This is a genomic window from Paraburkholderia terricola (genome assembly GCF_900142195.1).
In the GTDB taxonomy this organism is placed as follows: Bacteria; Pseudomonadota; Gammaproteobacteria; order Burkholderiales; family Burkholderiaceae; genus Paraburkholderia; species Paraburkholderia terricola.
Genome location: NZ_FRAB01000023.1, coordinates 57,264 through 83,491, shown reverse-complemented (window position 1 = coordinate 83,491; position 26,228 = coordinate 57,264). Strand labels below are relative to the sequence as shown.

Genomic DNA, 26,228 nt, shown 5'->3' with positions numbered 1-26,228 from the left:
TTGTTCCATGTTTTGCGACGAATCGTGACGATCTCCCCTGTCGCTGTCGGGGCGCTCGGTTTGGCGCTCAGTTCGGCCCGTGTTTGGCCCCTTACTTCGGCCACTCGTCCAGAGCGTCGTTGAAGAGTTCCGCGACCACGCCGCGCAGCCAGGTCCCGCGCGGATCGTTATGAAACTTGCGATGCCAGTGCTGGCGCAGATCGAAGCGCGGCAACGGCAGCGGCGGCTCGACCAGCGTGATCGACGCATGCTCGGAGACATACGCGAAGCCGATCGCGTGCGGCACCGTCGCGAGCAGATCGGTGCGCGCGAGGATGAACGGCAAGCTCATGAAATGCGGTGTTTCGAGCACCGCGCGGCGCTTGATGCGTTTCTTCGCCAGGAATTGTTCGAGCACTTCCTGGCTGCGTCCTTCGGCGCGCACGACCGCGTGACCCGAGGCCACGTATTGAGGCAGCGTGAGCGGCGCGCCGGAAAGCGGATGGCCGGTGCGCATCAGGCAGATGAAGCGGTGCGTGAAGAGCCGTTGCTGGAAGAAGTTATTGCCCGACAGGTCGGGGAAATAACCGACCGCGAGATCGACGTCGCCCGATTCGAGCCCGCGTTCCACTTGCGACGGCGACAGCGAGACCGAGCGCAGATTCGCGTGAGGCGCGCGTGCGGCGAAGAGTTGCAGCAGGCGCGGCAGAAAGACGATTTCGCCGACATCGGAGAGCGCGATCGAAAAGGTGTGCGTGCTGGTGGCGGGGTGGAACTCCTGCACATCGAGCATGCCTTTCTCGATGCGCAGCAGCGCGTCGCGGGCGGCCGGGAGAATGGCGAGCGCGCGCGGCGTGGGCTCCATGCCTTTCGAGGTGCGCACGAACAGCGGGTCGTCGAAGTATTCGCGCAGGCGTCCCAAGGCGGTGCTCACGCGCGGCTGGCTCACGCCGAGTTGCTCGGCGGCGCGGCTGACGTTGCGCGTGTCTTCCATGGCGACCAGGTAGGGGATCAGGTTCAGATCCAGGGCGGTGTCTGACATGCTGGGTTTGTCCGCGAGGCGCGGGACGCATCGGCTATTGAATCGGGGTTATTGAATAGGCGAATAGAGGGTAGCCCAACCATGCGCACTTGCGATAGTGGGAACAACACCACCGCAACGCCGAATACGAGAACCTATGATTAAGGGAAAGCCCCCGCCTTGACAACGCGCCCACGGCGCAACCATAATCGCCAGAGCGTTCGCTAAACGAATCGACGTTCATATAACGAACAAATCGGCAGCGAATAAACCGAAGGCGCGCGCCGTATCTTCAACCGGCGATGCCGCCGCGAGCCCCAGGCCGGAGACCGTTGCCGCGAGAAGCGCTGTCCGCGAGGACAGCAAGCCCGACGGCACGCAGCGCCCCAACAGGAATTCGACATGATCAACAAGATTTTCGAGTCACTTCAAGCGGCGGTCGCCGATGTCCACGACGGCGCCACCGTCATGATCGGCGGCTTCGGCACGGCCGGCATGCCGTCGGAACTGATCGACGCGCTCATCGAGCAAGGCGCGCGCGAACTCACCATCGTCAACAACAACGCGGGCAACGGCGACATCGGCCTCGCGGCGCTGCTCAAGGCGAAGCGCGTGCGCAAGATCATCTGCTCGTTTCCGCGCCAAACCGATTCGTATGTTTTCGACGCGCTCTACCGCGCCGGCGAAATCGAACTCGAACTGGTGCCACAAGGCAATCTCGCGGAGCGCATCCGCGCGGCGGGCGCGGGCATCGGCGGGTTCTTCACGCCCACCGGTTACGGCACGAAGCTCGCCGAAGGCAAGGAAACCCGCTTGATCGACGGCAAGCACTACGTGCTGGAAGCGCCGCTCCATGCGGACTTCGCGTTGATCAAGGCGTATAAGGGCGATCGCTGGGGCAACCTCGTCTATCGCAAGACGGCGCGCAATTTCGGGCCGATCATGGCGAGCGCGGCTAAAACCGCGATCGCGCAGGTGACGGAAGTGGTGCCGCTCGGCGCGCTCGATCCCGAAGCGATCGTCACGCCCGGCATTTTCGTGCAGCGCGTGATCGAAGTGCCGCAAGCGGCGCATCAATCCGCAGCCACCGCCGCCTGACCCGGAGACCGACATGAAAAAACTGACCCGCGATGAAATGGCCAGGCGCGTTGCGCTGGATATCCCCGAAGGCGCCTACGTGAACCTCGGCATCGGCGTGCCGACGCTGGTGGCGAACCACCTCGCCGCCGACAAGGAAATCTTCCTGCACAGCGAAAACGGCTTGCTCGGCATGGGCCCCGCGCCCGCGAAAGGCGAGGAAGACGACGAACTGATCAACGCCGGCAAGCAGCACGTCACGCTGCTCACGGGCGGCGCTTACTTCCACCACGCGGATTCGTTCGCGATGATGCGCGGCGGCCATCTGGACTTCTGCGTGCTCGGTGCGTTCCAGGTCTCCGCGAAGGGCGATCTGGCGAACTGGCATACCGGCGCGCCCGATGCGATTCCGGCTGTCGGCGGCGCGATGGATCTGGCGATCGGCGCGAAGCAGGTCTACGTGATGATGGAACACCTGACCAAGCAGGGCGAAAGCAAGATCGCCGCCGAATGCACGTACCCGGTGACGGGCGTGGGCTGCGTCAACCGCATTTATACCGACCTCACGATGATCGACGTCACCGCGCAAGGCCTCGTGGTGCGCGAGATTTTCTCTGATATCGACTTCGATGCGCTGCACAAGCTCACCGGCGTGCCGCTGATCGACGGCACGCAGACGGCTCGCGTGGCTTAACCCGCCGCGAGGCGCACAATACGCCGCAACGCAGCGTGCGTTACGCTGTCCGCTGTCTGTACGATAGGAAGCGGCGGGCAGCGTCAGGCGCTTATCGTCAGAAGCGCCGCGCACGCCGCGGCGCAACCTTCACTTTCGATCCTCGATCATCGACGCCATCATGCTCGACTCCAGCGCCCGTCTGACCGGCCTTCTTTGCGGCACCCAGCCGATGAACGATGTCTGGTCGCCGCGCGCCACGCTGCAACGGATGCTCGACGTGGAAGCGGCGCTCGCGCGCGCTTCGGCGGCGCATCAGGTGATTCCTCATCGCGCGGTCGCGGCGATCGAAGCCGCCTGCCACGCCGACCAGCTCGACGCCGAAACCCTTGCGCGCGACGCCGCGCTCGGCGGCAACCTCGCGATTCCGCTCGTCAAGCAACTCACCGCGCGCGTGAAGGCGGCCGACGCCGAAGCGTCGAAGTACGTCCATTGGGGCGCGACGAGCCAGGACATCATCGACACGGCAACGGTGCTGCAACTGCGCGACACCTTCGATCTGCTCGACGCCGGCCTGCAAGCCACCTGCGACGCCGTGGCGAAACTCGCGGCCACGCATCGCGCGACGCCGATGATCGGCCGCACCTGGTTACAGCAAGCGCTGCCGATCACGCTCGGCCTGAAATTCGCGCAATGGCTCGACGCGCTGTTGCGTCACCGCGAACGGCTCGATGCGTTGCGCGAGCGCGTGCTGGTGCTGCAATTCGGCGGCGCCGCGGGCACGCTCGCGAGTCTGCGCGATGCCGCGCCGCAGGTCACGCAGTCGCTGGCGCGAGAACTCGACCTCGCGGTGCCGGCCTTGCCGTGGCATACGCAACGCGATCGCATGGCGGACACGGCGTCGCTATTCGGCATGCTGATCGGCACGCTCGGCAAGATCGCGCGCGATATTTCCTTGCAGATGCAAACCGAAGTCGACGAATTGGCCGAGCCCGCCGCGGCCGGCAAGGGCGGTTCGTCGACCATGCCGCACAAGCGCAATCCGGTCGGCTGCGCCGCCGTGCTGACCGCCGCCACGCGCGCGCCGGGGCTGGTCGCCACGGTGTTCGCCGGCATGGTGCAGGAGCACGAGCGCGCGCTCGGCGGCTGGCAAGCCGAATGGGACGCGCTGCCCGACCTCGCGCGGCTGGCTGGCGGCGCGCTCGCCAACATCGAACAGATCGCCGCGGGCCTGAACGTGAACGTGCCGCGCCTTGCCGCGAATCTCGACGTCACGCACGGCCTGATTCTCGGCGAGGCGGTGATGCTCGCGCTCGGCGACAGCATCGGCCGGCTCGATGCGCATCGTCTGGTCGAGCGCGCGTCGAAGACGGCCATCGCCGAAGGCAAGACGCTCTTCGACGTGCTTTCGTCCGAGACCGCCGTCACCGAACATCTTTCAATCGAGCGCTTGCGGCAACTGCTCGACCCCGCTCAATACGTCGGCCAGGCCCACGCTTACGTGGATGCCGCGCTGGCGCTTCATACCGCGCGCGCGACACGCGCCACTTCCAGGGAGTAACCGGCATGCCTTACGCCGCAGTCAACGGAACCGAGCTTCATTATCGAATCGACGGCGACCGTCACGGCAACGCGCCGTGGATCATCTTGTCGAATTCGCTCGGCAGCGATCTGTCGATGTGGACGCCGCAAGTCGAGCCGCTGTCGAGACACTTTCGCGTGCTGCGCTACGACACGCGCGGCCACGGTCATTCGGAAGTGCCGAAAGGCCCGTACACGATCGACCAGTTGGCCGGCGACGTGCTCGGCCTGATGGATACGCTGAAGATCGCCCGCGCGAATTTCTGCGGCATATCGATGGGCGGCCTGACCGGCGTCGCGTTGGCCGCGCGTCACGCGGACCGGCTCGAGCGCGTGGTGCTGTCCAACACGGCCGCGCGCATCGGCTCGCCGGAAGTGTGGGCGCCGCGCGTCGCGAGGGCTCGCGGCGAAGGCATGGTCGCGCTGGCCGAGGCGGTCTTGCCGCGCTGGTTCACCGCCGAGTTCATCGAACGGGAACCGGTGGTGTTCGCGATGATCCGCGACGTGTTCGTGCATATCGACAAGGAAGGCTATGCATTGAATTGCGAGGCCATCGACGCCACCGATCTACGCCCTGAAGTGCCCGGCATCAAGGTGCCGGCGCTGGTGATCAGCGGCACGCACGACGTGGCCACGTTGCCGGAGCAAGGGCGCGAACTGGCGCAGGCGTTGCCCGGCGCGCGCTACGTTGAACTGGACGCCGCGCATATTTCCAACATCGAAAAATCCGAGTCTTTCACGAAGACCGTGCTCGACTTCCTGACGGAGCCGAAATGAACGATGAAGATCGTTACGAAGCGGGCATGGGGGTGCGCCGCGCGGTGCTCGGCAACGCGCACGTCGATCGATCGCTCGCGAACCGCACTGAATTGACGGAAGAATTCCAGAACCTGATTACCCGCTATGCGTGGGGCGAAATCTGGACGCGTGATGGTTTGCCGCGTCATACGCGCAGCCTGTTGACCATCGCAATGATGGTTGCGCTCAATCGCAGCGAGGAGCTTGCGTTGCATTTGCGCGCCGCGAAAAACAACGGCGTGACGCGCGAGCAGATCAAGGAAGTACTGCTGCAAACGGCGATTTATTGCGGCGTGCCGGCGGCCAATTCGGCGTTTCATCTTGCGGACAAGCTGTTTCGGGAAGAGGATGCGGCGGCGAATCCTTGACGCTTTGACGGTTTTTCGATGAGCGCGATAAGTACGCGCGCGCCGGCAACCCGGCGCGTTTAATGATGGTCACCCCACCCTACACGCGGTTAGCGCGGTAGGGTGTTTTCTTTTGGAAGTCCATCATCCAAGCCAAACATATGGTATCGAAGGTTTATAGGTGTTTCGCTGGCTGTTACCCCGCCCAATGTGGCGGTAATCCGTATCGGGGTTTCACCGGCTCATGAAAACAAATTTGCAAAAGGTAACTAAGTGAACGAGCAAACCGACGAATACGAAGACGATTTCGATGACGAGGCGGACGACCCACCACTGACAGCCACACAGCAAGCGGCGGCAGATCGTCTGACCGCAGCCGATCTGCGTACGATCGATGGCGCGCTTTTCCGAAATTTGACTGGCAATTACCGCAAAGTCGCCATGATTGTTTCTCTTGCCATGGGTTCAGATAAGAGTTTTTATCCCGATGTCATTGACGTGTTCTATGCACAGCGTCTTAAGCTGATGGTCGAGAGAGGCTTGGTCGAGTCGGTCGGAGACCTGAACCGGATGCGTTATAGCGAAGTCCGTTTGCCCCAAACGGCCGGCGACGAGCTCCTTCCCGGGTTGCAACGGAGTCCAGTAAAGGATGAATGAAATATCGGGACCGTCTCGCATGGTCCCGATCATGTCCACGCCATTCCGCCCCGCGCGAGCGTTTTTACGCGGCGCGGGGCCCGTTTTCCCTGTTATCCGCCACCTCCCTCGGCAACTGCAAACGCACCGCGCGCAACACCGTATCCTTCATCACCTCGCGCCAATGCGCGAGCGCCGCTTTATCCATTAGCGGCTCACCGAGAAACGCGCCCAGCGTGTACTGATTGGCGTTATAGAAATAGCCGAGCGATGCAATCGTCAGATAAACATCGCGTGCCTTCACGTCGGCGCGAAACACGTTTTGCGCCTTGCCCGCATCCAATACCTTTTGCACCACCGAAATCGCATAGCCGGAAATCTCCTTGAGCTTCGACGATTTCCTCGCATGCTTGCCTTGATGCAGATTTTCGCTGGAAAGCAGCGTGACGAACTCGGGATGATCGAGGTAGTACTGCCAGACGAATTCGACCATCTGCTCAAGACCATGCACGGGGTCGTCAAGATCGAGATCGAGCTTGCTCTCGGCCTCGTTGAACTGGGTGTAGATCGTTTCCAGTACTTCGACGAACAACTGTTCCTTGCTGCCGAAGTAGTAGTAGATCATCCGGTCGTGCGAACGCGCAGCCTTCGAGATACTTTCCACGCGGCCGCTTGCATACCCCTGTTTCGCGAAGACCTTGATCGCCGCTTTCAGAATCTTGGCGCGGGTGTCCTGCGCCTGTTTCGCGCGGATGCCGGTAGCGCCCGGCTTGCGGACGGCAATGGGACTCATGGCGGTCTTGAATCTCTTTGTTAGCGTCGGTTGAACGACCTGCGCCGCAACGGCTGACGCCTGGGCGCGCCTTCATCATACAGCCCGCATCACGCGTTGCGGAATGCACTGCGCGATCGTGTGCTTCGGCGCGGATTGAATCGTGCCGCAGCCCAGGATGCCGCGTCGCACCATTGCCGCGACCGCCGGGAAACTCATTGCGCAGTCTATTTTGATCGAGTAGATTTCAAGCAAGTTTGGTGTAGCGGATACTACACGAACGGTGAGTGACCGCAACACGGAAATAGGCGGATCACGCGAAAGTGCCTTGAAACAAGGGCTATTCGTCAGCCGGAGCGGGACCGATTGTAATGTCGTCGTATGGGAACCCCACCATGACAGAACATACGAAGGTCGATTTCGGTGCGGAACGCGTCGACGGCGAAACCGCTTCGACGCCGGGTCCGACCGTGCTCGAGAAGGCGGCGCCGCGCAGCGAGCGAATGGCGTCGAACAAGATCGAATGCAATGCCTGCCCGGTGCTGTGTCAGATATCGGAGGGCCGCACCGGTGCATGCGACCGCTATGCGAATGCGCAGGGGCGGCTGATTCGCGTCGACCCGGTGGTGTTTCTGTCGCGTGCCGCCGCTTCGTCCGACACGGGCGAAAGTAGTACGAATGCCACCGTCGCGTTCGGCGCATCGTCCGAAGCCCACGATTCCGCCCAGGCGGAAGAGGCGCTGTTCGTGACAGGCGTCGGCGCATCCTCGACCTATCCCGACTACAAGCCCGCGCCGTTCATCGTGGCCTCGAAGCTCGGCGACGTCGACATGATCACCGTCGTCACCGAAGGCATTTTCAGCTATTGCAGCTTCAAGGTGAAAATCGACACCGACCGCTTTCTCGGGCCGGAGCAATCGAACGTGCGCTGCCAGGGCGAAATCGTCGGCCATGTCACGACCGCCGAATACGGCTCGCAAATGCTGAGCCTGGGCGGCGTCCATCATCTGACCGGCGGCAGCAAGAAGGAAGGCCGCGTGACTTGCGACATGATGCTCGCGCTCGGCAACAAGCAAGCCGTGGAGTTGAGCATCGACGGCGGCGCGAATCTCGTGATTCGCGCGGGCGCCGCGCCGATCGTCGACGGCGTCGAAGAGCAGCGCATGCGCGTGGGTTGCGGTTCGGCCACGATTGGCATCTTCGCGAAGCAATGGTTCGGCCATGCGGACGAAGTCGTCGTGGTCGACGATCACATCACGGGCGTGCTGACCGAACACCAGGCGGGACGCTGCCTCGGCATGACGCGCTCAGGTGTGAAGATTCGCGGACGCAAATCCACGCCGGGCCGCTATTTCCAGGTCGCGAATCCCGGCACCGGTTGGGGCGGCACCGACATCCAGGACCCGCTGGCGATTGTCGAAGGCTTCGATCCCGCCGTCGCGAAACCGGGCATGCGTCTGCTGATGGTGTCCACCACCGGCGAGCACGCTCAATGGTATGAACTCGATCAGCACCTCGTGCCGCGTATCGCGGCGATGCCCGACGCGGTGCGCCGCACGGTCGAACGGATCGGCGAGAACTGCGAGCCGTCGCTCGCCACCGTGCTGTTTCTCGGCGGCGCGGGCGGCAGTCTGCGGGCGGGCGCCACCGAGAATCCGGTGCTGCTTACGCGCGCCATCAAGCAGAAGCTGGTGAACGTCACGTGCGGCGGCGCGCCGGCCTATGTGTGGCCGGGCGGCGGCATCACCGTGATGGTCGACGTCTCGCGCATGCCCGACCGCTCGTTCGGCACGGTGCCGACGCCCGCGATCGTCGCGCCGATCGAATTCACCATGACGTACGGCGCGTATCGCGATCTCGGCGGTCATCTCGACGCCGTGCGTTCGCTCGAAAGCGTGCTGGCGAACGGGCCGGAACACACGGAGGGCGCGCCGCTCGCACGGCGAACCTTGGCGCGCCATGCCGACAACCCGTGGCCGCCGGCGATGCCGCCGATGCTCGGCTAAGGCCATCAAGACAACCTCGGCAACCACGGCAACCATCATGGCGACACAATGAACGCAACCCGCACCCGACTCGACGCGACCCGCTGGCATTGGCAGCACGGCCCGATCGATCTGATCCTCAGCGCGGACGGCGAGCCCGCCGCGGTGCGCGCCGCGTATGAAGCGTGCTGGACACGCTTTGTCGAAGTGTTGCCGGAGTTGGTCGGAGAATTGAAGCTGCTTCGGCAACCGGTGCCCGCCGACGCCGCGTTCGACGAATGCCCGCTCAACGGCACGGTCGCGCGCCGCATGTGGTCGGCGTGCCATCGTCACCGCGCGCGCTTCATCACCCCCATGGCGGCCGTGGCAGGCAGCGTCGCAGACGAACTGATCGCGGCGTTCGCGCGCGCGGGCATCGCGCGCGCGTTCATCAACAACGGCGGCGACATCGCACTATATTTAACCGAGGGGCAGCAGTACCGCATCGGCGTATTCGCGGACCTCGCGCAATATTCGGGCGCGCGGTTGCCGGATGAACCGCCGCTCGACGCCAACCTCACGCTCGACGCCGCCATGCCGGTTCGCGGCATCGCGACGAGCGGCTGGCGTGGCCGCAGCTTCAGCCTCGGTATCGCCGACAGCGTGACCGTGCTTGCCCGCGACGCCGCGAGCGCCGATGCCGCCGCGACGATGATCGCCAACGCCGTGAACGTGGACCACGCAGGCATCGTGCGCCGTCCGGCTTCGTCGTTGAAAGACGAGAGCGATCTCGGCGACAGGCTGGTCACCGTCGACGTCCCGCCTTTACCGCAGCCGCTGATCGATTTCGCGCTGGCGCGTGGCGTCGAAGCCGCGCGGCGTTTGCAGGCGGACGATTCGATCGAAGGCGCCGCACTGTTCCTGCAAGGGCGCGTGCGTGTGGCCGGCATTCAGCAAAGCGGCGCGCGGATCACGCAGCGCGCGTCGATAACAAAGGAGGCGCCGTGTTCGAAATACGCCGCGTGCTGACGCACGTCGAAGACATCTTTCACGAGTTCGGTCCCGCGCCCGCGCAGCCGCTCAGGCGCGCCGCGATTGCCGTGGTGCTGACGAATCCGTTCGCCGGCCGCTATGAAGCGAACATCGAACACGCGATGGAAGCGCTCAAGCCGATCGGCCTCGACATGGCGCAGCGGCTCCTTGCGGCGATGAAGGTGCCGCATGCGTCGATAGAGGGTTACGGCAAGGGCGCGATTGTCGGCTCGCGCGGAGAACTGGAGCACGGTGCGTTGTGGCACGTCCCCGGCGGCTATGCGATGCGCGAATTGCTGGAGAAGAACGGCGTGCCGACCAACGCGATCGTGCCGTCGACCAAGAAGGTCGGCGCGCCTTCCACGGCGCTCGACGTGCCGCTCACGCACGTCAACGCGAGCTATGTGCGCAGCCACTTCGATGCGATCGAGGTGCGCGTGCCCGGCGCGCCCGCGGCGGATGAACTGGTCTATATCCTCGTGATGAGCACCGGGCAGCGCGTGCATGCACGCGTGGGCGGTCTCGCGAAAGAGGCGGTCGTCGGCAAGGACGGCTTGCGCTGAGCGGCGCTTGATTCGAACCGAACCTTCGAACCGAACCGCCGCACCGCGCTGAAACATACCCGCGGAACAACGCATCGAAACCGGAGAGCGACATGGCAATCAAGCTTCGCAAGCTGATCGTGCAGGTGGACGAAACGCGCATTGAAATGGGGCAGGCCATCGAGCCGCCGACGCGCCGCGCGGTCGCCATCGCGGTGATCGATAATCCCTATGCGGGCCGCTACGAGCCGACGCTCGACGCGCTGATCGAAGCCGGCGAGGAACTGGGCGGGCTGCTCGGCAACAAGTGCGTCGAGGCGCTGGGCATCGAGCCGGGTGACGCGCAAAGCTACGGCAAGGCGGCGATCGTCGGCGAGGCGGGCGAACTGGAACATGCGGCGGCGATCTTGCATCCCAAGCTCGGCGCGCCGCTGCGGGTGGCGGTCGAAAAGGGCGCGGCGCTGGTGCCGTCCGCGAAAAAGATGGGCACGCTCGGCACCGCGATCGACGTGCCGCTCGGCCACAAGGACGCGGCCTACGTGCGCAGTCATTTCGATGCGATCGAAGCGCGTGTTGCGGATGCGCCGCGCGCCAACGAAATCGTCGTCGCGGTCGCGGTGACGGCTTCCGGCCGGCCGCTGCCGCGCATCGGCGGCCTGCAGGTGAGCGAGATCAAGGGCGAAGACGGTTTGCGCTGAGTCGTTGCGCTGGCCCCCAAGGGGACTTCCGGCGTATTGTCCTGCCGTCGACGCGTGCGCGCATGGTGCCGCACGCTATAACGTCTGCTGTTCGTGCGTGGCGGGCCAATCGCGACGCTCGAACCGCAAGCTGCCGAGGGGCACGATGCTTTCGAATTTGCTGGTACAACTGGTCAACGGACTCGCCGATGCGTCGACGCTGTTTCTCGTCGCCGCCGGTTTGTCGCTGATCTTCGGCGTGACGCGCATCGTCAACTTTGCGCACGGCTCGTTCTATATGTTCGGCATCTACGTCGCGTATAGCATCGCGAGCCGCTTCGGGCAGACGGCCGGCGGCTTCTGGCTGTCGGTGCTGGCAGCCGCGCTGGTGGTCGCGGTGCTCGGCGCGCTGGTCGAGATGATCGTGTTGCGGCGCATCTATCAGGCGCCCGAGTTGTTTCATCTGCTCGCCACGTTCGCGCTGGTGCTGATCTTCCGCGACGCCGCGTTGTGGCTGTGGGGTCCGCAAGACCTGTTCGGACCGCGTGCGCCGCATCTTGCCGGCGCGGTCGATTTCCTCGGCCATCCGCTGCCCACCTACGATATCGCGTTGATCGTGATCGGGCCGGTGGTGTTGCTGCTGCTCTGGTATGCATTGACGCGCACGCGCTGGGGCACGCTGGTGCGCGCCGCGACCCAGGATCGCGAGATGCTCGGCGCGCTCGGCATCAATCAGGCGTGGCTGTTTACCGGCGTGTTTTTCGTCGGCGCGTTTCTCGCGGGTTTGGGCGGCGCGCTGCAAGGGCCGCGCATGTCGGCGAATCTGTCGCTCGATCTGGAGACCATCGGCAACGCGTTCGTGGTGGTGGTGGTCGGCGGCATGGGTTCGATTCCGGGCGCGTTCGTCGCCGCGCTGATCATCGCGGAGATCAAGGCGCTGTGCATCGGCATCGGACACGTGACGATCTTCGGCGTCGGCCTTTCGTTGAGCCGCTTTACGCTGGTCGCCGAGTTCGTCGTGATGGCTGTCGTGCTGGTGGTGCGGCCTTGGGGTTTGCTAGGCAAGGCGAGCGCCGCGGTGCGCGGCATGGCCGCGCCGGAAACGCCTTTGCGCCCCGCGGGCAAGCGCCTGAAATGGCTCGCCGCGGTCGCGCTGCTGGTACTCGTGCTCACGCCGCTCGCGGCCAACGCATTCCCCTATATGCCCGTGCTGCTGGTGGAAATCCTGATCGCCGTGCTGTTCGCGACGAGTCTGCACTTCATCATGGGACCGGGCGGCATGCATTCGTTCGGCCACGCCGCTTACTTCGGACTGGGCGCCTACGGCGCGGCGCTATTCATCAAGGTTCTGAATCTGCCGATGGAAGCCGCGTTGCTGCTCGGGCCGCTGCTGGCGGTAGCCGGCGCGCTGGTGTTCGGCTGGTTCTGCGTGCGCCTCTCGGGCGTCTATCTCGCCATGCTGACGCTCGCGTTCGCACAGATCGTGTGGTCGGTGGTGTTCCAGTGGGACGACGTGACGGGCGGCAGCAACGGCATTCTCGGTTTGTGGCCGTCGAACTGGTTGTCCTCGCCGGTGGCTTATTACTATCTGACGCTCGCGTGCGCGGTGCTCGGCGTGTGGCTACTGCGCAAGATGCTGTTCTCGCCGCTGGGTTACGCGATGCGGGCGTCGCGCGATTCGGTGTTGCGCGCGGAGGCGATCGGCATCGACGTGAAGCGCGTGCAGTGGGCGGCCTTCGTGATCGCGTCGCTGTTCTGCGGGCTGGCCGGGTCGCTCTATGCGTTCTCCAAGGGAACGATTTCACCGGAGGTAATCAGCGTGGGCCGTTCCGTGGACGGCCTCGTGATGGTGCTGCTCGGCGGCTTGCAGACGCTGACCGGGCCGATCGTCGGCGCGGCGGTGTTCACGTGGCTGCAAGACACGGTCGCGCGGCAAACCGACTATTGGCAGGCGCTGCTGGGCTTGACGATCCTGCTGCTGGTGATCGCGTTTCCGCAAGGCATCGTCGGTTTCATTCGCGAGCGTTTCGGCGACGACAACCTCGACCAGGCCGAAGCGAATGCCGCGCCGCCTTCACGGCGCGCGGCGATCAAGGAGGGGCTATGAGCTTGCTGCGTGTCTCCGGCCTCTCCAGGTCGTTCGGCGGCCTGAAAGCGGTCGACGACGTGTCCTTCGATCTCGAAGCCGGTCAACTGCTGGCGCTGCTCGGCCCGAACGGCGCGGGCAAGTCGACCTGCTTCAACATGGTCAACGGCCAGTTGCAGCCGTCGTCCGGCTCGATTCGCCTGAACGATCATGAACTGGTCGGCATGCGGCCGCGCGATATCTGGCGGCTGGGCGTCGGCCGCACGTTCCAGATCGCCGCGACGTTCAATTCGATGACCGTGCTTGAAAACGTGCAGATGGCGCTGGTGTCGCGCGAACGCAAGACGTTCGGCTTGTGGAAACCCGCGGGCTCGCGCTACGCCGATGAAGCGCTCGCGCTGCTCGAACAGGTCGGCATGGCCGCCGACGCGAACCGCGCCTGCGGCGTGCTCGCGTACGGCGACGTGAAACGCGTCGAACTCGCCATTGCGCTCGCCAACCGTCCCAAGCTGTTGCTGATGGACGAACCCACCGCCGGCATGGCGCCGAAGGAACGCAACGAGTTGATGGCGCTCACCAAGCGTCTCGTCACCGAGCACAAGATCGGCGTGCTCTTCACCGAGCACAGCATGGACGTGGTGTTCGCCTACGCCGATCGCATGATCGTGCTCGCGCGCGGCAAGCTGATCGCCGAGGGCGACGCCGAGACGATCCGCAACGATGCACGCGTGCAGGAAGTGTATTTCGGCACGGGCAAGACCTTCCAGCCGCATGCGCCGCTGCACGAAGCGGCGGCGGGCGAGCAAGGACGAGGAGCGCTGCAATGAGCGAGCCGATGCTGAAAGTCGCCGGCCTCAACGCGTTCTATGGCCGCGCGCACATTCTGTTCGACGTCGGGCTCGAAGTCGGGCGCGGCGAAGTGGTGGCGCTGATGGGCCGCAACGGCGCGGGCAAATCCACGACGATGAAAGCCGTGATGGGTTTGCTGCCGCGCCGTCAGGGCGAGGTGCATTTTCGCGGACAGGACATCGCGGCGCTGCCGTCGTACAAGATCGCCCGCATGGGCATGGGCTTCGTTCCCGAAGACCGCCGCGTGTTCGCGGACCTGACGGTGATGGAGAACCTCGACACCGGCCGTCAGCCGCCGCGCGAAGGCGCGCCGCAATGGACGCCGGAAAAACTCTTCCGCCTCTTTCCGAATCTGGGCGAAATGCCGAAACGCCCCGGCGGCCAGATGAGCGGCGGCGAGCAGCAGATGCTCACCGTGTCGCGCACGCTGATGGGCAATCCGTATCTGGTGTTGCTCGACGAACCGTCGGAGGGCGTCGCGCCCGTGATCGTCGAACAGATGGCGAACATGATTCTCGAACTCAAGCGCGAAGGACTGTCGATTCTGTTGTCGGAACAGAACCTGCATTTCGCGGAACTGGTGAGCGACCGCGCGTATGTGCTCGAAAAAGGGCAGATCCGTTTCAGCGGCACGATCGCCGAACTCACGAAGAACGAAACCGTCAGGCGCGCTTATCTGAGCGTGTGATTGCGTCGGCACGCGGAAATTGCGAAAGGAGAAGCAGATGGCAGCAGAGACGTTGACAGGCTTGTCGGGCAAGGTCGCGATAACGAACATCGGGCTGCTGTTATCCGGCGACATCGATCAGCCGATTCTCGACGCGAATACGCTCGTGATCGACGACGGCGTGATCGTCGCGATCGGCATGGAGAAAGACTGCAATCTGGAAGGCGCGCGCACCACGGTCGATTGCAAGGGCACGACTGTCGCCCCCGGTCTGATCGACTCGCACGTGCATCCGGTATTCGGCGACTGGACGCCGCGCCAGAATCAGATGGGCTGGATCGAATCGAATCTGAACGGCGGCGTCACCACGATGATCTCCGCCGGCGAGGTTCATCTGCCCGGGCGTCCCAAGGACGTGCTCGGCGTGAAGGCGCTGGCGATCACCGCGCAACGCTCGTTCGAGGGAATGCGCGGCGCGGGCGTCGGCGGCGGCGTGAAGGTGATGGCCGGCGCGCCGGTGATCGAGAAAGGCATGGTCGAGGAGGACTTCAAGGAACTCTCGGAAGCGGGCGTGAAGCTGCTCGGCGAAGTCGGCCTCGGCAGCGTAAAGGGCGGCGAGGAAGCCGCGCAAATGGTGGCGTGGGCGCGCAAATACGGCATTCAAAGCACGATTCACACGGGCGGTCCGTCGATTCCCGGCTCCGGGCTGATCGACCGCGACGTGGTGCTTGCCGCCGACGCCGACGTGATCGGCCATATCAACGGCGGCCACACGTCGCTTTCCTATCGGCACGTGTGCGACTTGTGCGAGCAATCGAGCCGCGCGCTGGAGATCGTCCACAACGGCAACGAGCGGATCGCGTTGCTCACCGCGCGTCACGCGATCGAACTGAAATGCCCGCACCGGATCATTCTCGGCACCGACAGCCCCGCGGGTTCCGGCGTGCAACCGCTCGGCATTCTGCGGATGATCGCGTTGATTTCGAGCCTCGCCGATATTCCCGCTGAAATCGCCTTCTGCTTCGCCACCGGCAACACCGCGCGGCAACGCAATCTGCGCCAGGGTTTGATTGAAGTGGGCCGGCCCGCCGACCTCGTGTTCATGGATCGCGCGCAGCACACCGCGGCGGATACGCTGCTCGAAAGCGTGCGACTCGGCGATATTCCAGGCGTGGGCATGGTGATGATCGACGGTCTGATCCGTTGCCGGCGCAGCCGCAATACGCCGCCGGCGACCGAAGTGCCGGTCGTGCTTTGAACGCGCGCCGCGCTTCATGAACCGCCCGGCACCGCTTACGCTGAAGGTGAACGGCGCGACGCATCTCGTCAGCGCCGCCGCCGACACGCCGTTGCTTTATCTACTGCGTAACGATCTCGCGCTCAATGGTCCGAAATTCGGTTGCGGTCTCGGCGAATGCGGCGCATGCACAGTCTTGCTCGACGGCGTGCCGACGCGTTCATGCGTGACGACCGCGAAGGTCGCGCTAGGCCGCGAAATCACCACGCTCGAAGGGCTCGGCACGCGCACCGCGCCGCATCCGGTACAGCAGGCGTTCATCGAGGAACAGGCCGCGCAGTGCGGCTATTGCCTGAACGGCATGATCATGACGGCCAAGGCGCTGCTCGATCGCGATCCGCATCCGGGTGTCGAGACGATTCGGCGCGAGTTGTCGCGCAATCTGTGCCGTTGCGGCACGCATGTCGAGATCGTGCGCGCGGTGCAGCGCGCCGCCGAACTGCTCGCCGCGCAAGCGGCGGCGACGGCCGCGCAGCAGGGAACGCATGAGGGAGCGCGCGCATGACGGGGCCGGACTTCAGCGTCGATCGACGCGCCGCGCCGCCGTCGCGCCGGCAGCTCTACGACGCGCGGAACGTGCTGATCGTCACGCGGCCCGCGCAAGCGCCGGTAAAGCCCGCGATCGGTCAGCCGGGCTCGCGCTCGTCGTTCGTGCCGACCGAGGCGGACATGTTTCTCGTGGTGCGCGACGACGGCAGCGTGGTCGCGTTCAACGGTCACGTGGATCTCGGCACCGGCATCGGCACGGCGCTCGTGCAGGTCGTCGCGGAAGAACTGGATGTGCCCTTGACGCGCGTTTCGATCGTGCTCGGCCATACCGGCGAAGCGCCGAATCAGGGGCCGACGATTGCCAGCGCGACGATTCAGATTTCAGCGGTGCCGTTGCGGCACGCGGCGGCGCAGGCGCGGCAGTATCTCCTCGCGGAAGCGGCGGCGCGTCTGCATGTCACGGCGGAGCAACTCGACGTGCGCGACGGCGTGGTCTTTCCGCGCGGCGGCGATGCGGCCACAGGCATCGGCTACGGCGAACTGATCGCCGGGCGGCGCGTGGAACTGAAGCTCGCCACCGATGCGCCGTTGAAATCGCCGGATGCGTACAAGATCGTCGGCAAGAGCGCGCCGCGTGTCGATATTCCCGCCAAGGCAACCGGAGAATTGAGCTTCGTGCATGACGTGCGCGTGCCCGGCATGCTGCACGGCCGTGTGGTGAGGCCGCCCTATGCGGGCATCGCGCAGGGCGAGTTGATCGGCAATAGCCTGCTGCATGTCGATGAAAACTCGGTCAGCGATTTGCCGGGCATCGTCAAGGTGGTGGTGATTCGCGATTTCGTCGGCGTCGTGGCGGAGCGCGAGGAAGTCGCCCAGCAGGCAGCGAAGCGGCTCGACGTGCGGTGGAAAACGGTGCAGGCTTTGCCGCCGCTCGAAACCAGCGCGGAAGTGGAAGCCGCGTTGCGCGCCAATCCGGCGAAACGCCGCGATCTGGTGATCGAGGGCGAGGTGGACGCGGCGCTGGCGCGAGACCCCGCGCGCACGCTCGAAAGCACGTACGTATGGCCGTTTCAGATGCATGCGTCGATTGGACCGTCGTGCGCGGTCGCCGATTACCGCGAGGGCAAGCTGAAGGTCTGGTCGGGCACGCAGAATCCGCATTCGCTGCGCGCCGATCTCGCGTTGCTGATGTCGATGGACGAAGCACGGATCGACATCGTGCGCATGGACGCGGCGGGCTGCTACGGCCGCAATTGCGCGGACGATGTCGCCGCCGACGCCGCGCTGCTTTCACGCGCGACCGGTAGCCCGGTGCGCGTGCAACTGTCGCGCGAGGACGAGCATGCGTGGGAACCGAAGGGCGCCGCGCAACTCATGGACGTGCGCGGCGCTTTAGGCGCGGAAGGCGAATTGGCGGCTTACGACTTCGCGACGCGTTATCCGTCGAACGATGCGCCCACGTTGGCGCTGCTGCTCACCGGCGCGATCTCGGCGGAACCGCAAGTATTCGAAATGGGCGACCGCACGGCGGTGCCGCCGTATGACTATCGCGCGATGCGCATCGTTTGCGACGACACCCCGCCGATCGTGCGGGCGTCGTGGCTAAGAGGCGTGTCGGCGGTGCCGAACACTTTCGCGCATGAATCGTTCATCGACGAACTCGCGGCGCAGGCGGGCGTCGATCCGATCGAGTTTCGTCTGAGGCATCTGAGCGATCCGCGCGCGATCGATCTGGTCAAGGCGGTGGCCGAAAAAGCCGGCTGGGAACCGCGCAACGTCGCGTTGAAAGAGGCGCGGGAACAAGGCGACATCGCGCGCGGCCGGGGCTTCGCTTACGCCCGTTATATACACAGCAAGTTTCCGGGCTTCGGCGCGGCGTGGTCCGCGTGGGTCGCGGACGTCGAAGTGAATCGCAAGAGCGGCGAACTCGCCGTGACGCGCGTGGTGGTCGGCCAGGACACCGGCACGATGATCAATCCGGACGGCGTGCGCCATCAGATACACGGCAACGTGATTCAGGCGACCAGCCGCGCGTTGAAGGAGCGCGTGACCTTCGGCGAAAACGCGGTGACGAGCCAGGAGTGGGGCGCGTATCCGATTCTGACGTTCCGTGAAGTGCCGGTCATCGACGTGGTGATGATGCCGCGCCACGGCGAGCCGCCGATGGGCACCGGCGAATCGGCGTCGCTGCCCGGCGCGGCGGCGATCGCCAATGCGCTCTACGACGCGACAGGTGTGCGCTTTCGCCGGCCGCCGTTCACGCCGGAAACGATCCGTGCCGCGCTCGCCGATGCGCAAGCCGAGGAAGCGGCGGCGCGCAAGAAAAAGCGCTGGCGTCTGGGGTTTCTCGGCGCGTTCGCGGCGGGCGCGGCCGGTTGGCTCGGCGCATTGACGCTCGCGCCGCAAGCCATTGCGCCGATCACGCCGCCGCTCGCGAGCGCCTTTTCGCCGGAACGGGTGGCGCGCGGCAAACTGCTCGCGTCGCTCGGCAATTGCGCCGTTTGCCACACCGCGCGCAACGGCGTGCCGAACGCGGGCGGCAAGCCGCTCGATACGCCGTTCGGCATCGTCTACAGCACCAACATCACGCCCGATGCACAAACCGGCATCGGCACATGGTCGCTCGACGCATTCATGCGGGCGATGCGGCAAGGCATCAGCCGCGACGGGCATCACCTGTATCCCGCGTTCCCGTACACGTCGTTCAGGAACACCTCCGACGACGATCTCAAAGCGCTCTACGCGTACCTGATGGCGCAAACGCCGGTGCGTTCGCGTCCGCCGGAAAGCAGGCTCGCGTTTCCGTTCAGCGTGCGTCCGCTGATGGCCGCATGGAACGGGCTCTTTCTCGAGCGCACGGCGTTCACCGCCGACGCGACGCAAAGCGCGCAATGGAATCGCGGCGCGTATCTGGTGAACGGGCTCGGCCATTGCGGCGCGTGCCACACGCCGCGCAACGCATTCGGCGCCGAGAAGACCGGCGCGGCTTTCATGGGCGGCGGCCTGGCGGAAGGGTGGGAAGCGCCTGCCTTGTCGACGCTTTCCAACGCGCCCGTGCCCTGGAGCGAGGACGAATTGTTCAGCTATTTGCGGCAGGGTCACGCGCCGCTGCACGGCGTCGCGGCCGGGCCGATGGCGCCGGTCGTCAGCGAACTCGCGGCGTTGCCGGATAGCGATATTCGCGCGATGGCCGCGTATCTCGCGTCGCTCAATCCATTGCAAGCGAATGCCGATCCGGCGGCGCTCGCGCGTCAGTACGAACAGGCGAGCGCGATCACGGGCACACCGTCGGGCTTCGGCGCGCGGCTTTTCGACGGCGCGTGCGCGGCCTGTCATCACACCGGCAGCGGGCCGCAATTGTTCGGCGCGCATCCCTCGCTCGCGCTCAACACGAACCTGCACAGCGCGACGCCCGACAACCTGATTCGCGTGATTCTCGACGGCATCGGCTCGCCTGCGCGTCCCGAACTCGGTACGATGCCGGCTTACCGCGACAGTTTCAACGACGCCCAGATCGCCGAACTCGTCACGTATCTGCGTCAGCAGTTCGCCGGCGGCAAGCCCGCCTGGCAGAACGTGACGGCGAGCGTCGCCCGGATTCGCGCGACGCCGCCGGCAGAGTGAACCGAGTGAAGCATTGGCCGCATCGAGCGCCTGATAACAACGACCCGCATTCCCGCAATCCCTTTGATCACGGAGAAACGCATGACCACGCGCGCAGGATGGATGTCCCGCCTCACGATATCGACGGTGTTGTCGCTCGCCGCGTTGGGCGCGAGCGCCCAGCAGACTATCAAGATCGGCGAGATCAACAGCTACAAGGCGCAGCCCGCCTTTCTCGGGCCTTACAGGAACGGCTGGAATCTCGCGCTCGAACAGGTGAATGCGGCGGGCGGCGTGCTCGGCAAGCAGCTCGAAGTGGTTTCGCGCGACGACAACGGCAACCCCGGCGACACGATCCGCGTCGCGCAGGAGTTGATTGCACGCGAGCAGGTGCAATTGCTGTTCGGCGGTTTCCTGTCGAACACCGGCCTCGCGCTTACCGACTTCGCGAAGCAGAAGAAGATTTTCTTCCTCGCCGCCGAGCCGCTGACCGACAAGATCGTGTGGGCCGATGGCAATAAATACACGTACCGTTTGCGTCCTTCCACGTATATGCAGGTGGCGATGCTGGTGCCGGAGGCGGTCAAGCTGAAGAAGAAGCGCTGGGCGCTGGTGTATCCGAACTACGAGTACGGGCAATCGGCGGTGGCGACGTTCAAGAAGCTGCTGACGGCCGCGCAGCCGGACGTGCAGTTCGTCGCGGAACAGGCCACGCCGCTCGGCAGCGTCGACGCGGGCGCGGTGAGCCAGGCGATCGCCGATGCGAAGCCCGATGCGATCTTCAACGTGCTGTTCGGCGCCGATCTCGGCAAGTTCGTGCGCGAAGGCAATACGCGCGGTTTGTTCAAGGATCGCAGCGTGGTTTCGCTGCTGACCGGCGAACCCGATTACCTCGACCCGTTGGGTGCGGAAGCGCCGAGCGGCTGGATCGTGACCGGCTACCCGTGGTATTCGATCGATACGCCGGCCAACAAGAAGTTCGTCGATGCGTATCAGGCCAGGTATCACGATTATCCGCGGCTCGGCTCGGTCGTCGGTTATTCGGCGCTGATGTCGCTCGCGGCCGGCATCAGGAAGGCGGGTTCGGTCGATTCGGACAAGCTCGCGGCCGCATTCAAGGGACTCGGCGTGGAGACGCCGTTCGGGCCGGTCACGTTTCGCGCGCAGGACAATCAGTCGACGATGGGCGCTTATGTCGGCGTGACGGGTTTGAAGGACGGCAAGGGGGTGATGACTTCGTATCGTTATATCGACGGCGCGAGCGTTCAGCCGTCGGATGCCGAGGTGAAGAAGCTGCGGGCCGCGGAGTAGGGTGGGTTGTGCGTAGGCCCGCCGCGGCGGCCAGCGAGCGCCGCGGGCCTACGGAAAAATGCGGCGCGGACCAAAAGGCCAAAAGGCCAAAAGACCAAAAGGCAAACAGGCCAGCAAGCCTACTCCTCCGCGTCGTGCTCGATCACGAACCGCCTCAGATAAGCCAGCACCGCGGCCTCGACGGCGCGATGATCCGCGGTGCTCTTCGAGCCCGCGTTCTCCTCGTCGCCGAACAGCGAGGAGGGCGCGTCATGCACGTCCACTTCCTGGCCTTCGCGAAACACGCGAATCTCGTGAACGTCTTCGGCGTATTCGGCGATCCAGTGCACGCCTTCGATATGCACGCCTGCGCGAACGGTGGGTATCTTCATGGGCGTCTCCAGGCGGGTCGGACCACGGCGCCAACCCTCGCCATTACCATACGCCGTCCACGTGAGCGGCGCGAGTCCCGCAGCCGATTTCGCGACGTGGTTCGGCTGTCGGCTCGGTTGTCGACCCCCGGCACGGGTGTTGCTGCATGACAGAGGCCCACAGCCAACTGGAGGACTGTCATGCCCGAAAAGAAAACCATCAAGCGTGCCGAAGCCGATAAACGCGCCGGCAAGGCACCCAGCACTCAGGCCGGCGAGTTCGTCAAGGAACAGGTCGACAAGGTGCGCGCCGGCAAGCACGGCGTCAAATCGGCCAAGCAGGCCATTGCGATTGGTTTGTCGGAAGCGCGCCGCGCGGGTGTCGCGCTGAAGCCGCCGAAGAAGGGCACCACGAGCGAGGCCACCCGCAAGAAAGCGGAGAAGGACAGCGCCGCCGGCCAGCACAAGAGCACGGCGAAAAAGAGCGCCAGCACCGAAACGAGGGCCAAGCGCTCACGCGTCTCGGAGAGTGTGCTCAAGCGTGAGAGCGGCGCGGGTGCGTCGCACACGGCGATGTCGAAACAGGCCAAATCGGCTGCGGCCAAACGCCCGGCGGCCAGCCGTTCGGCCGCGGCAAAAAAGGCCGCTGCCACGAAGGGTGCCGCGGGACGTTCCGCAGCCGCCAAAAAAGCCGCGCGGACAAGGGCTGCACGCGCGCATCACTAACTCACGGCGTAGCGCCCGGCGAGCGTGTGCTTCACAAGCGGCGCGGCGGCGCGCAGCGCATGGAGCCGCGCCGCCGCGGCCGTTCAAGCGATTTACTGCACCGTCGCCAGCACGTCGCCCACGGTCTTGAAGAGGTGGGCGATCTGCTCTTCATCGATGATGAGCGGCGGCGAGAACGCGAGAATGTCGCCGGTAAAGCGCACCAGCACGCCCGCCTCGAAGCACTTGACGAACGCCTCGTAAGCGCGCGCGCCCGGCGCGCCGTCGCGCGGTTCGAGTTCGACGCCCGCGATCATGCCGAGGTTGCGAATGTCCTTCACGTGCTTCGCGTCGCGCAGCGAGTGCGCGGCGGCTTCGAACGTCGGCGCGAGCGATGCGGCGCGCTCGAACAGACCTTCACGGCGATACAGGTCGAGCGTCGCGACCGCGGCGGCAGCCGCTGCCGGATGCGCCGAATACGTGTAGCCGTGGAACAACTCGATTGCGCCTTGCGCGCCGCTGTTGACGATCGTGTCGTGGATCGTGCGGCTTGCCGCCACCGCGCCCATCGGAATCGCGGCGTTGTTGATGGCCTTCGCCATCGTGATCAGGTCGGGCGTCACGCCGAAATATTCGCTCGCCGTCGCTTTGCCGACGCGGCCGAAACCGGTGATCACTTCGTCGAAAATCAGCAGGATGCCGTGCTTCGTGCAGATCTCGCGCAGCTTCTGCAGATAGCCTTGCGGCGGAATCAGCACGCCCGTGGAGCCGGCCACCGGTTCCACGATCACGGCCGCGATCGTCGACGCATCGTGCAGCGTGACGATGCGCTCCAGGTCCTCGGCCAGATGCGCGCCCCAGGCGGGCTGGCCCTTCGAGAACGCGTTGTGTTCGAGGTTGTGCGTGTGCGGCAGATGATCGACCGCCGGCAGCAGCGCGCCGGAAAAGGTCTTGCGGTTCGGCGCGATGCCGCCGACCGAAATGCCGCCGAAGCCCACGCCGTGATAGCCGCGCTCGCGGCCGATCAGACGCGTGCGCTGGCCTTCGCCGCGCGAACGGTGGTATGCGAGCGCGATTTTCAGCGCCGTGTCGACCGATTCGGAACCCGAGTTCGTGAAGAAGATGCGGTCGAGGCCTTGCGGCATCAGTTCGGCGACTTTCGTGGCGGCTTCGAACGCGAGCGGGTGGCCCATCTGGAATGTCGGCGCGAAGTCCATGGTGGACAGTTGCTGCGTGATCGCGGCGACGATCTCGTCGCGGCCGTGGCCGGCGTTCACGCACCATAGACCCGCGCAGCCGTCGAGCACCTCGCGCCCGTCGGTGCTGCGGTAGTACATGCCCTTGGCCGATTCCAGCAGGCGCGGCGCGGCCTTGAACTGGCGGTTCGCCGTGAAGGGCATCCAGAAAGACGACAGGTCGTCGATGACGGGGCGCGAAGTCATGGGTTTCTCCTCGAAGTGGTCCCCCAAGGCGACTTCCTTTGGGGCGTTGCGAAACTGTAGCGTCCGCGGTTTAATGGCGGCATAAACAGTTGACGCAGTGTGACGCTAACTGTGTTGGTGGATCTGTGCGAACTGTGTCGATGAATCGCCTTCGTCTCGCGCCCTGTCACGCTGAATCGGCCGCCGCCAGGCTCCTGATCCCGACCATGATCGAACTACAACTTGAACGCGACCGGCGCGCCGCTCCCACGCTCGTCGAGCAGGTCGTGCAGGGTTTCGCGAGCGCAATCGAGGCGCAATCGCTGCGCGCGGGCGCGTTGCTGCCGTCGGTGCGTCAGTTGGCGCACAGCCACGAACTGAGTACCTTCACCGTCACCGAGGCTTACAACCGTCTCGTTTCGATGGGTTTGGTGGTCGCGCGGCGCGGCTCCGGCTATCGCGTGGCGGCGCGCTCGCAATCCACGCGGGTGGCGGCCACCGACTGGCAGCCGCCGAGCCTCACCGCGACCTGGCTGCTCTCGGACGTATTCGCCGACCATTCGGTGCCGATCAAGGCGGGCGGCGGCTGGCTGCCGAACGAATGGATCAACGAGACCGGTTTGCAGCACGCGCTGCGCGCCATGAGCCGGGTGCCGGCGGCGCGTCTGGGCGATTACGGGCATCCCTACGGCTTCGCGCCGTTGCGCGAGCGGATCGCCGAACAACTCGACCGCCGCGGCCTGCCCGTCGATGTTTCCAACGTGCTGCTCACGCAAGGCGCGACACAAGGGCTCGACCTGATCGTCCGCACGTTGCTGCGCGCGGGCGACGCCGTGATCGTCGAAGATCCCGGCTATTGCAATCTGCTGCAGATTCTCAAGCTGGCGGGACTGGTCGTGCATGGCGTGCCGCGCACGCCGGCCGGCGTCGATACGGATGTGCTCGAAGCGCTGGTCGCGCAGCACAAGCCGAAGGCGATCTTCGTCAACACCACCTTGCAGAATCCGACGGGCGCGACGTTCGGCATGTCGGCGGCGTTCCGCCTGCTGCAAATCGCCGAGCGTCAGCGCATGTGGGTGATCGAGGACGACGTGAGCCGCGAGCTTGCGCCCTCCGGCGCGCCCTTGTTCGCCGCGATGGAAGGCTTGCAGCGCGTGCTGTACGTGGGCGGCTTTTCGAAGACGGTGACGCCGGGGCTGCGCTGCGGCTACGTGGTCGCCGAGCGCGCGGTGCTGCGCGAACTGGCGCGCACGAAGATGGCGGTGGGCTTGACGTCGTCGGAGGCGATCGAGCGGATCGTCGACAAGGTGCTGCTGGAAGGGCGCTACGCGCGTCACGTGGAAGCGGTGAACGAGCGGCTCAAGCTGGCGCACGCGACGGTGGAGGAGCGGCTCGATTCGCTCGGGCTCGACGTGTTTCACCGGCCGCGCGCCGGCCTGTTCCTGTGGGCGCGCCTGCCGATCGACGCCGGGCGCGCCGGCGAAGTGGCGACCGCCGCGCTCGCGCATGGCATCTGGCTCGCGCCCGGTTCCTATTTCCGTCCCGACGACGCCCCGAGCGCCTGGTTCCGCTTCAACGCGCCGTACTCGACCGACGACGCGCTATGGCGTTTCATCGAACGAGTCGGGCAGGGCACGCTCTAGCCGCGCTCAGGCGCTCACGCGTCCAGCCCGACGAGCTTCAGCGCGATCGGATACAGCGAGAACACCAGCAGCAGCGCCATCGCCACATTGAAGACGCGCAGGCGCTTCGGGTCCGACAGCACGCGCCGCATCGCGGTGCCGAAGCCCGCCCACAGGCAGATGCACGGAAAGCCGATCACATAGAAGACCGCCGCCATGGCGACGGCGTTCATGCTGGTGCTCGCGCTGAGGTGGATCGTCGTGGCGGCGGTCAGCACCATCATCCATGCCTTCGGGTTGACCCACTGGAAGGCGATGGCTTCATGGAATTTCATCGGCCGGCGTTCGCCGTTCTTCACCTTCAATTCGCCCGACGTGCCGATTTTCCACGCCAGGTACAGCAGATAGACGACGCTCGCGACCTCCAGCACCGTGTACAGCACCGGGAAATGAACGAAGGCTTCGCCGAGGCCGATTCCGACCGACAGCATCAACAGCACGACGCCCACGCTAATGCCGGATACATGCGGCAGCGTGCGGCGAAAACCGAAGTTGACGCCCGAGGCCAGCAACATGGTGTTGTTCGGGCCGGGCGTGATGCTGGTGACGAGCGCGAACAGAATGCCGGCGGGCAGCGCGCTGAAGCTAAGGTACGACATGGACGTCTCCGAATCGGTCGATGAGGCTTTCGAGCATTCTAGCGAGACAGCCCGGTACAGTACCTATACG

General features: G+C 65.1%; 24 protein-coding genes. 19 read left to right on the top strand and 5 right to left on the bottom strand.

The window, feature by feature from the left end:
- Positions 1–91: 91 nt before the first annotated feature.
- Positions 92–1,021 carry a LysR family transcriptional regulator gene (locus BUE39_RS20020; RefSeq protein WP_073430466.1) on the bottom strand — a complete coding sequence of 310 codons (930 nt, stop codon included), beginning with the start codon at positions 1,019–1,021 and terminating at the stop codon, positions 92–94.
- 381 nt (positions 1,022–1,402) lie between these two features.
- Here BUE39_RS20020 and BUE39_RS20015 point away from each other — a divergent pair, with 381 nt between their 5' ends.
- The 6 genes from BUE39_RS20015 (at position 1,403) to BUE39_RS19990 (ending at position 6,133) form a co-directional block, all read left to right on the top strand.
- Positions 1,403–2,098 (top strand): 3-oxoacid CoA-transferase subunit A, encoded by a 696-nt coding sequence (locus tag BUE39_RS20015; protein ID WP_073430465.1) that lies wholly within the window; start codon positions 1,403–1,405, stop codon positions 2,096–2,098.
- Between the two features lie 13 nt (positions 2,099–2,111).
- A complete protein-coding gene (locus BUE39_RS20010) occupies positions 2,112–2,771 on the top strand; it encodes a 3-oxoacid CoA-transferase subunit B (RefSeq protein ID WP_073430464.1) in 660 nt (219 codons plus the stop codon).
- Positions 2,772–2,931: 160 nt separating this feature from the next.
- Positions 2,932–4,311, top strand: coding sequence for a 3-carboxy-cis,cis-muconate cycloisomerase (locus BUE39_RS20005; protein WP_073430463.1), 1,380 nt, complete (start codon positions 2,932–2,934; stop codon positions 4,309–4,311).
- A 5-nt stretch (positions 4,312–4,316) separates the two neighbouring features.
- The gene (pcaD, locus tag BUE39_RS20000; RefSeq protein WP_073430462.1) at positions 4,317–5,108 is read left to right on the top strand and encodes a 3-oxoadipate enol-lactonase; all 792 of its coding nucleotides are present in this window, start codon (positions 4,317–4,319) and stop codon (positions 5,106–5,108) included.
- Positions 5,105–5,497, top strand: a complete 393-nt coding sequence (pcaC, locus tag BUE39_RS19995; protein WP_073430461.1) for a 4-carboxymuconolactone decarboxylase — start codon at positions 5,105–5,107, stop codon at positions 5,495–5,497. The genes pcaD and pcaC overlap by 4 nt, the downstream gene beginning before the upstream one ends.
- Before the next feature lie 252 nt (positions 5,498–5,749).
- Positions 5,750–6,133 (top strand): DUF3658 domain-containing protein, encoded by a 384-nt coding sequence (locus BUE39_RS19990; RefSeq protein ID WP_073430460.1) that lies wholly within the window; start codon positions 5,750–5,752, stop codon positions 6,131–6,133.
- Positions 6,134–6,197: 64 nt separating this feature from the next.
- On the opposite strand, the gene BUE39_RS19985 is transcribed toward BUE39_RS19990, so the two are convergent.
- A complete protein-coding gene (locus BUE39_RS19985; protein WP_073430459.1) occupies positions 6,198–6,905 on the bottom strand; it encodes a TetR/AcrR family transcriptional regulator in 708 nt (235 codons plus the stop codon).
- Positions 6,906–7,279: 374 nt separating this feature from the next.
- On the opposite strand from BUE39_RS19985, the gene BUE39_RS19980 reads away from it, so the two are divergent.
- The 11 genes from BUE39_RS19980 to BUE39_RS19930 all read left to right on the top strand — a co-directional run bounded on the left by BUE39_RS19980 (position 7,280) and on the right by BUE39_RS19930 (position 21,401).
- Complete coding sequence (locus BUE39_RS19980) at positions 7,280–8,890, top strand: 6-hydroxynicotinate reductase (RefSeq protein WP_073430458.1); 1,611 nt, start codon at positions 7,280–7,282, stop codon at positions 8,888–8,890.
- A gap of 48 nt (positions 8,891–8,938) precedes the next feature.
- Positions 8,939–9,877, top strand: a complete 939-nt coding sequence (locus BUE39_RS19975) for a UPF0280 family protein (protein ID WP_073430457.1) — start codon at positions 8,939–8,941, stop codon at positions 9,875–9,877.
- Positions 9,853–10,443, top strand: coding sequence for an amino acid synthesis family protein (locus tag BUE39_RS19970; RefSeq protein ID WP_073430456.1), 591 nt, complete (start codon positions 9,853–9,855; stop codon positions 10,441–10,443). The genes BUE39_RS19975 and BUE39_RS19970 overlap by 25 nt, the downstream gene beginning before the upstream one ends.
- Before the next feature lie 92 nt (positions 10,444–10,535).
- Positions 10,536–11,120, top strand: coding sequence for an amino acid synthesis family protein (locus BUE39_RS19965; protein WP_073430455.1), 585 nt, complete (start codon positions 10,536–10,538; stop codon positions 11,118–11,120).
- Positions 11,121–11,265: 145 nt separating this feature from the next.
- Positions 11,266–13,206 (top strand): ABC transporter permease, encoded by a 1,941-nt coding sequence (locus tag BUE39_RS19960; protein WP_073430454.1) that lies wholly within the window; start codon positions 11,266–11,268, stop codon positions 13,204–13,206.
- Entirely contained in the window at positions 13,203–14,012 is an 810-nt protein-coding gene (locus BUE39_RS19955; protein WP_073430453.1) for an ABC transporter ATP-binding protein, read from the top strand. The genes BUE39_RS19960 and BUE39_RS19955 overlap by 4 nt, the downstream gene beginning before the upstream one ends.
- Complete coding sequence (locus tag BUE39_RS19950) at positions 14,009–14,722, top strand: ABC transporter ATP-binding protein (protein ID WP_073430452.1); 714 nt, start codon at positions 14,009–14,011, stop codon at positions 14,720–14,722. Before BUE39_RS19955 ends, BUE39_RS19950 begins: the two co-directional genes overlap by 4 nt.
- Positions 14,723–14,759: 37 nt before the next feature.
- Complete coding sequence (locus BUE39_RS19945; protein ID WP_073430451.1) at positions 14,760–15,959, top strand: amidohydrolase family protein; 1,200 nt, start codon at positions 14,760–14,762, stop codon at positions 15,957–15,959.
- Between the two features lie 16 nt (positions 15,960–15,975).
- Complete coding sequence (locus tag BUE39_RS19940) at positions 15,976–16,503, top strand: (2Fe-2S)-binding protein (protein ID WP_073430450.1); 528 nt, start codon at positions 15,976–15,978, stop codon at positions 16,501–16,503.
- A complete protein-coding gene (locus BUE39_RS19935; protein WP_073430449.1) occupies positions 16,500–20,111 on the top strand; it encodes a molybdopterin cofactor-binding domain-containing protein in 3,612 nt (1,203 codons plus the stop codon). Before BUE39_RS19940 ends, BUE39_RS19935 begins: the two co-directional genes overlap by 4 nt.
- An 81-nt stretch (positions 20,112–20,192) precedes the next feature.
- The gene (locus BUE39_RS19930) at positions 20,193–21,401 is read left to right on the top strand and encodes an ABC transporter substrate-binding protein (protein ID WP_073430448.1); all 1,209 of its coding nucleotides are present in this window, start codon (positions 20,193–20,195) and stop codon (positions 21,399–21,401) included.
- 119 nt (positions 21,402–21,520) lie between these two features.
- Here BUE39_RS19930 and BUE39_RS19925 read toward each other — a convergent pair whose 3' ends face one another.
- Entirely contained in the window at positions 21,521–21,772 is a 252-nt protein-coding gene (locus tag BUE39_RS19925; protein ID WP_073430447.1) for a hypothetical protein, read from the bottom strand.
- A 180-nt stretch (positions 21,773–21,952) separates the two neighbouring features.
- Between BUE39_RS19925 and BUE39_RS19920 the strand changes: the two genes are divergently transcribed.
- Positions 21,953–22,477, top strand: a complete 525-nt coding sequence (locus tag BUE39_RS19920; RefSeq protein WP_073430446.1) for a DUF6496 domain-containing protein — start codon at positions 21,953–21,955, stop codon at positions 22,475–22,477.
- A 92-nt stretch (positions 22,478–22,569) separates the two neighbouring features.
- On the opposite strand, the gene aptA is transcribed toward BUE39_RS19920, so the two are convergent.
- Positions 22,570–23,898, bottom strand: a complete 1,329-nt coding sequence (aptA, locus tag BUE39_RS19915; protein ID WP_073430445.1) for an omega-aminotransferase AptA — start codon at positions 23,896–23,898, stop codon at positions 22,570–22,572.
- Positions 23,899–24,104: 206 nt separating this feature from the next.
- Here aptA and BUE39_RS19910 point away from each other — a divergent pair, with 206 nt between their 5' ends.
- Positions 24,105–25,520: an aminotransferase-like domain-containing protein gene (locus BUE39_RS19910; protein WP_073430444.1), complete on the top strand. Its 1,416-nt coding sequence runs from the start codon at positions 24,105–24,107 to the stop codon at positions 25,518–25,520.
- Positions 25,521–25,534: 14 nt separating this feature from the next.
- On the opposite strand, the gene BUE39_RS19905 is transcribed toward BUE39_RS19910, so the two are convergent.
- Positions 25,535–26,158 carry a LysE family translocator gene (locus tag BUE39_RS19905; RefSeq protein ID WP_073430443.1) on the bottom strand — a complete coding sequence of 208 codons (624 nt, stop codon included), beginning with the start codon at positions 26,156–26,158 and terminating at the stop codon, positions 25,535–25,537.
- Between the last annotated feature and the right edge of the window lie 70 nt (positions 26,159–26,228).

Coding starts and splice junctions, on each gene's coding strand:
- BUE39_RS20005 (WP_073430463.1), top strand. CDS start 2,932: ATGCTCGACTCCAGCGCCCGTCTGACCGGCCTTCTTTGCGGCACCCAG.
- BUE39_RS19920 (WP_073430446.1), top strand. CDS start 21,953: ATGCCCGAAAAGAAAACCATCAAGCGTGCCGAAGCCGATAAACGCGCC.
- BUE39_RS20010 (WP_073430464.1), top strand. CDS start 2,112: ATGAAAAAACTGACCCGCGATGAAATGGCCAGGCGCGTTGCGCTGGAT.
- pcaD (WP_073430462.1), top strand. CDS start 4,317: ATGCCTTACGCCGCAGTCAACGGAACCGAGCTTCATTATCGAATCGAC.
- aptA (WP_073430445.1), bottom strand. CDS start 23,898: ATGACTTCGCGCCCCGTCATCGACGACCTGTCGTCTTTCTGGATGCCC.
- BUE39_RS20020 (WP_073430466.1), bottom strand. CDS start 1,021: ATGTCAGACACCGCCCTGGATCTGAACCTGATCCCCTACCTGGTCGCC.
- BUE39_RS19975 (WP_073430457.1), top strand. CDS start 8,939: ATGAACGCAACCCGCACCCGACTCGACGCGACCCGCTGGCATTGGCAG.
- pcaC (WP_073430461.1), top strand. CDS start 5,105: ATGAACGATGAAGATCGTTACGAAGCGGGCATGGGGGTGCGCCGCGCG.
- BUE39_RS19955 (WP_073430453.1), top strand. CDS start 13,203: ATGAGCTTGCTGCGTGTCTCCGGCCTCTCCAGGTCGTTCGGCGGCCTG.
- BUE39_RS19925 (WP_073430447.1), bottom strand. CDS start 21,772: ATGAAGATACCCACCGTTCGCGCAGGCGTGCATATCGAAGGCGTGCAC.
- BUE39_RS19985 (WP_073430459.1), bottom strand. CDS start 6,905: ATGAGTCCCATTGCCGTCCGCAAGCCGGGCGCTACCGGCATCCGCGCG.
- BUE39_RS19935 (WP_073430449.1), top strand. CDS start 16,500: ATGACGGGGCCGGACTTCAGCGTCGATCGACGCGCCGCGCCGCCGTCG.
- BUE39_RS19910 (WP_073430444.1), top strand. CDS start 24,105: ATGATCGAACTACAACTTGAACGCGACCGGCGCGCCGCTCCCACGCTC.
- BUE39_RS19940 (WP_073430450.1), top strand. CDS start 15,976: ATGAACCGCCCGGCACCGCTTACGCTGAAGGTGAACGGCGCGACGCAT.
- BUE39_RS19945 (WP_073430451.1), top strand. CDS start 14,760: ATGGCAGCAGAGACGTTGACAGGCTTGTCGGGCAAGGTCGCGATAACG.
- BUE39_RS19930 (WP_073430448.1), top strand. CDS start 20,193: ATGACCACGCGCGCAGGATGGATGTCCCGCCTCACGATATCGACGGTG.
- BUE39_RS20015 (WP_073430465.1), top strand. CDS start 1,403: ATGATCAACAAGATTTTCGAGTCACTTCAAGCGGCGGTCGCCGATGTC.
- BUE39_RS19965 (WP_073430455.1), top strand. CDS start 10,536: ATGGCAATCAAGCTTCGCAAGCTGATCGTGCAGGTGGACGAAACGCGC.
- BUE39_RS19960 (WP_073430454.1), top strand. CDS start 11,266: ATGCTTTCGAATTTGCTGGTACAACTGGTCAACGGACTCGCCGATGCG.
- BUE39_RS19905 (WP_073430443.1), bottom strand. CDS start 26,158: ATGTCGTACCTTAGCTTCAGCGCGCTGCCCGCCGGCATTCTGTTCGCG.
- BUE39_RS19980 (WP_073430458.1), top strand. CDS start 7,280: ATGACAGAACATACGAAGGTCGATTTCGGTGCGGAACGCGTCGACGGC.
- BUE39_RS19950 (WP_073430452.1), top strand. CDS start 14,009: ATGAGCGAGCCGATGCTGAAAGTCGCCGGCCTCAACGCGTTCTATGGC.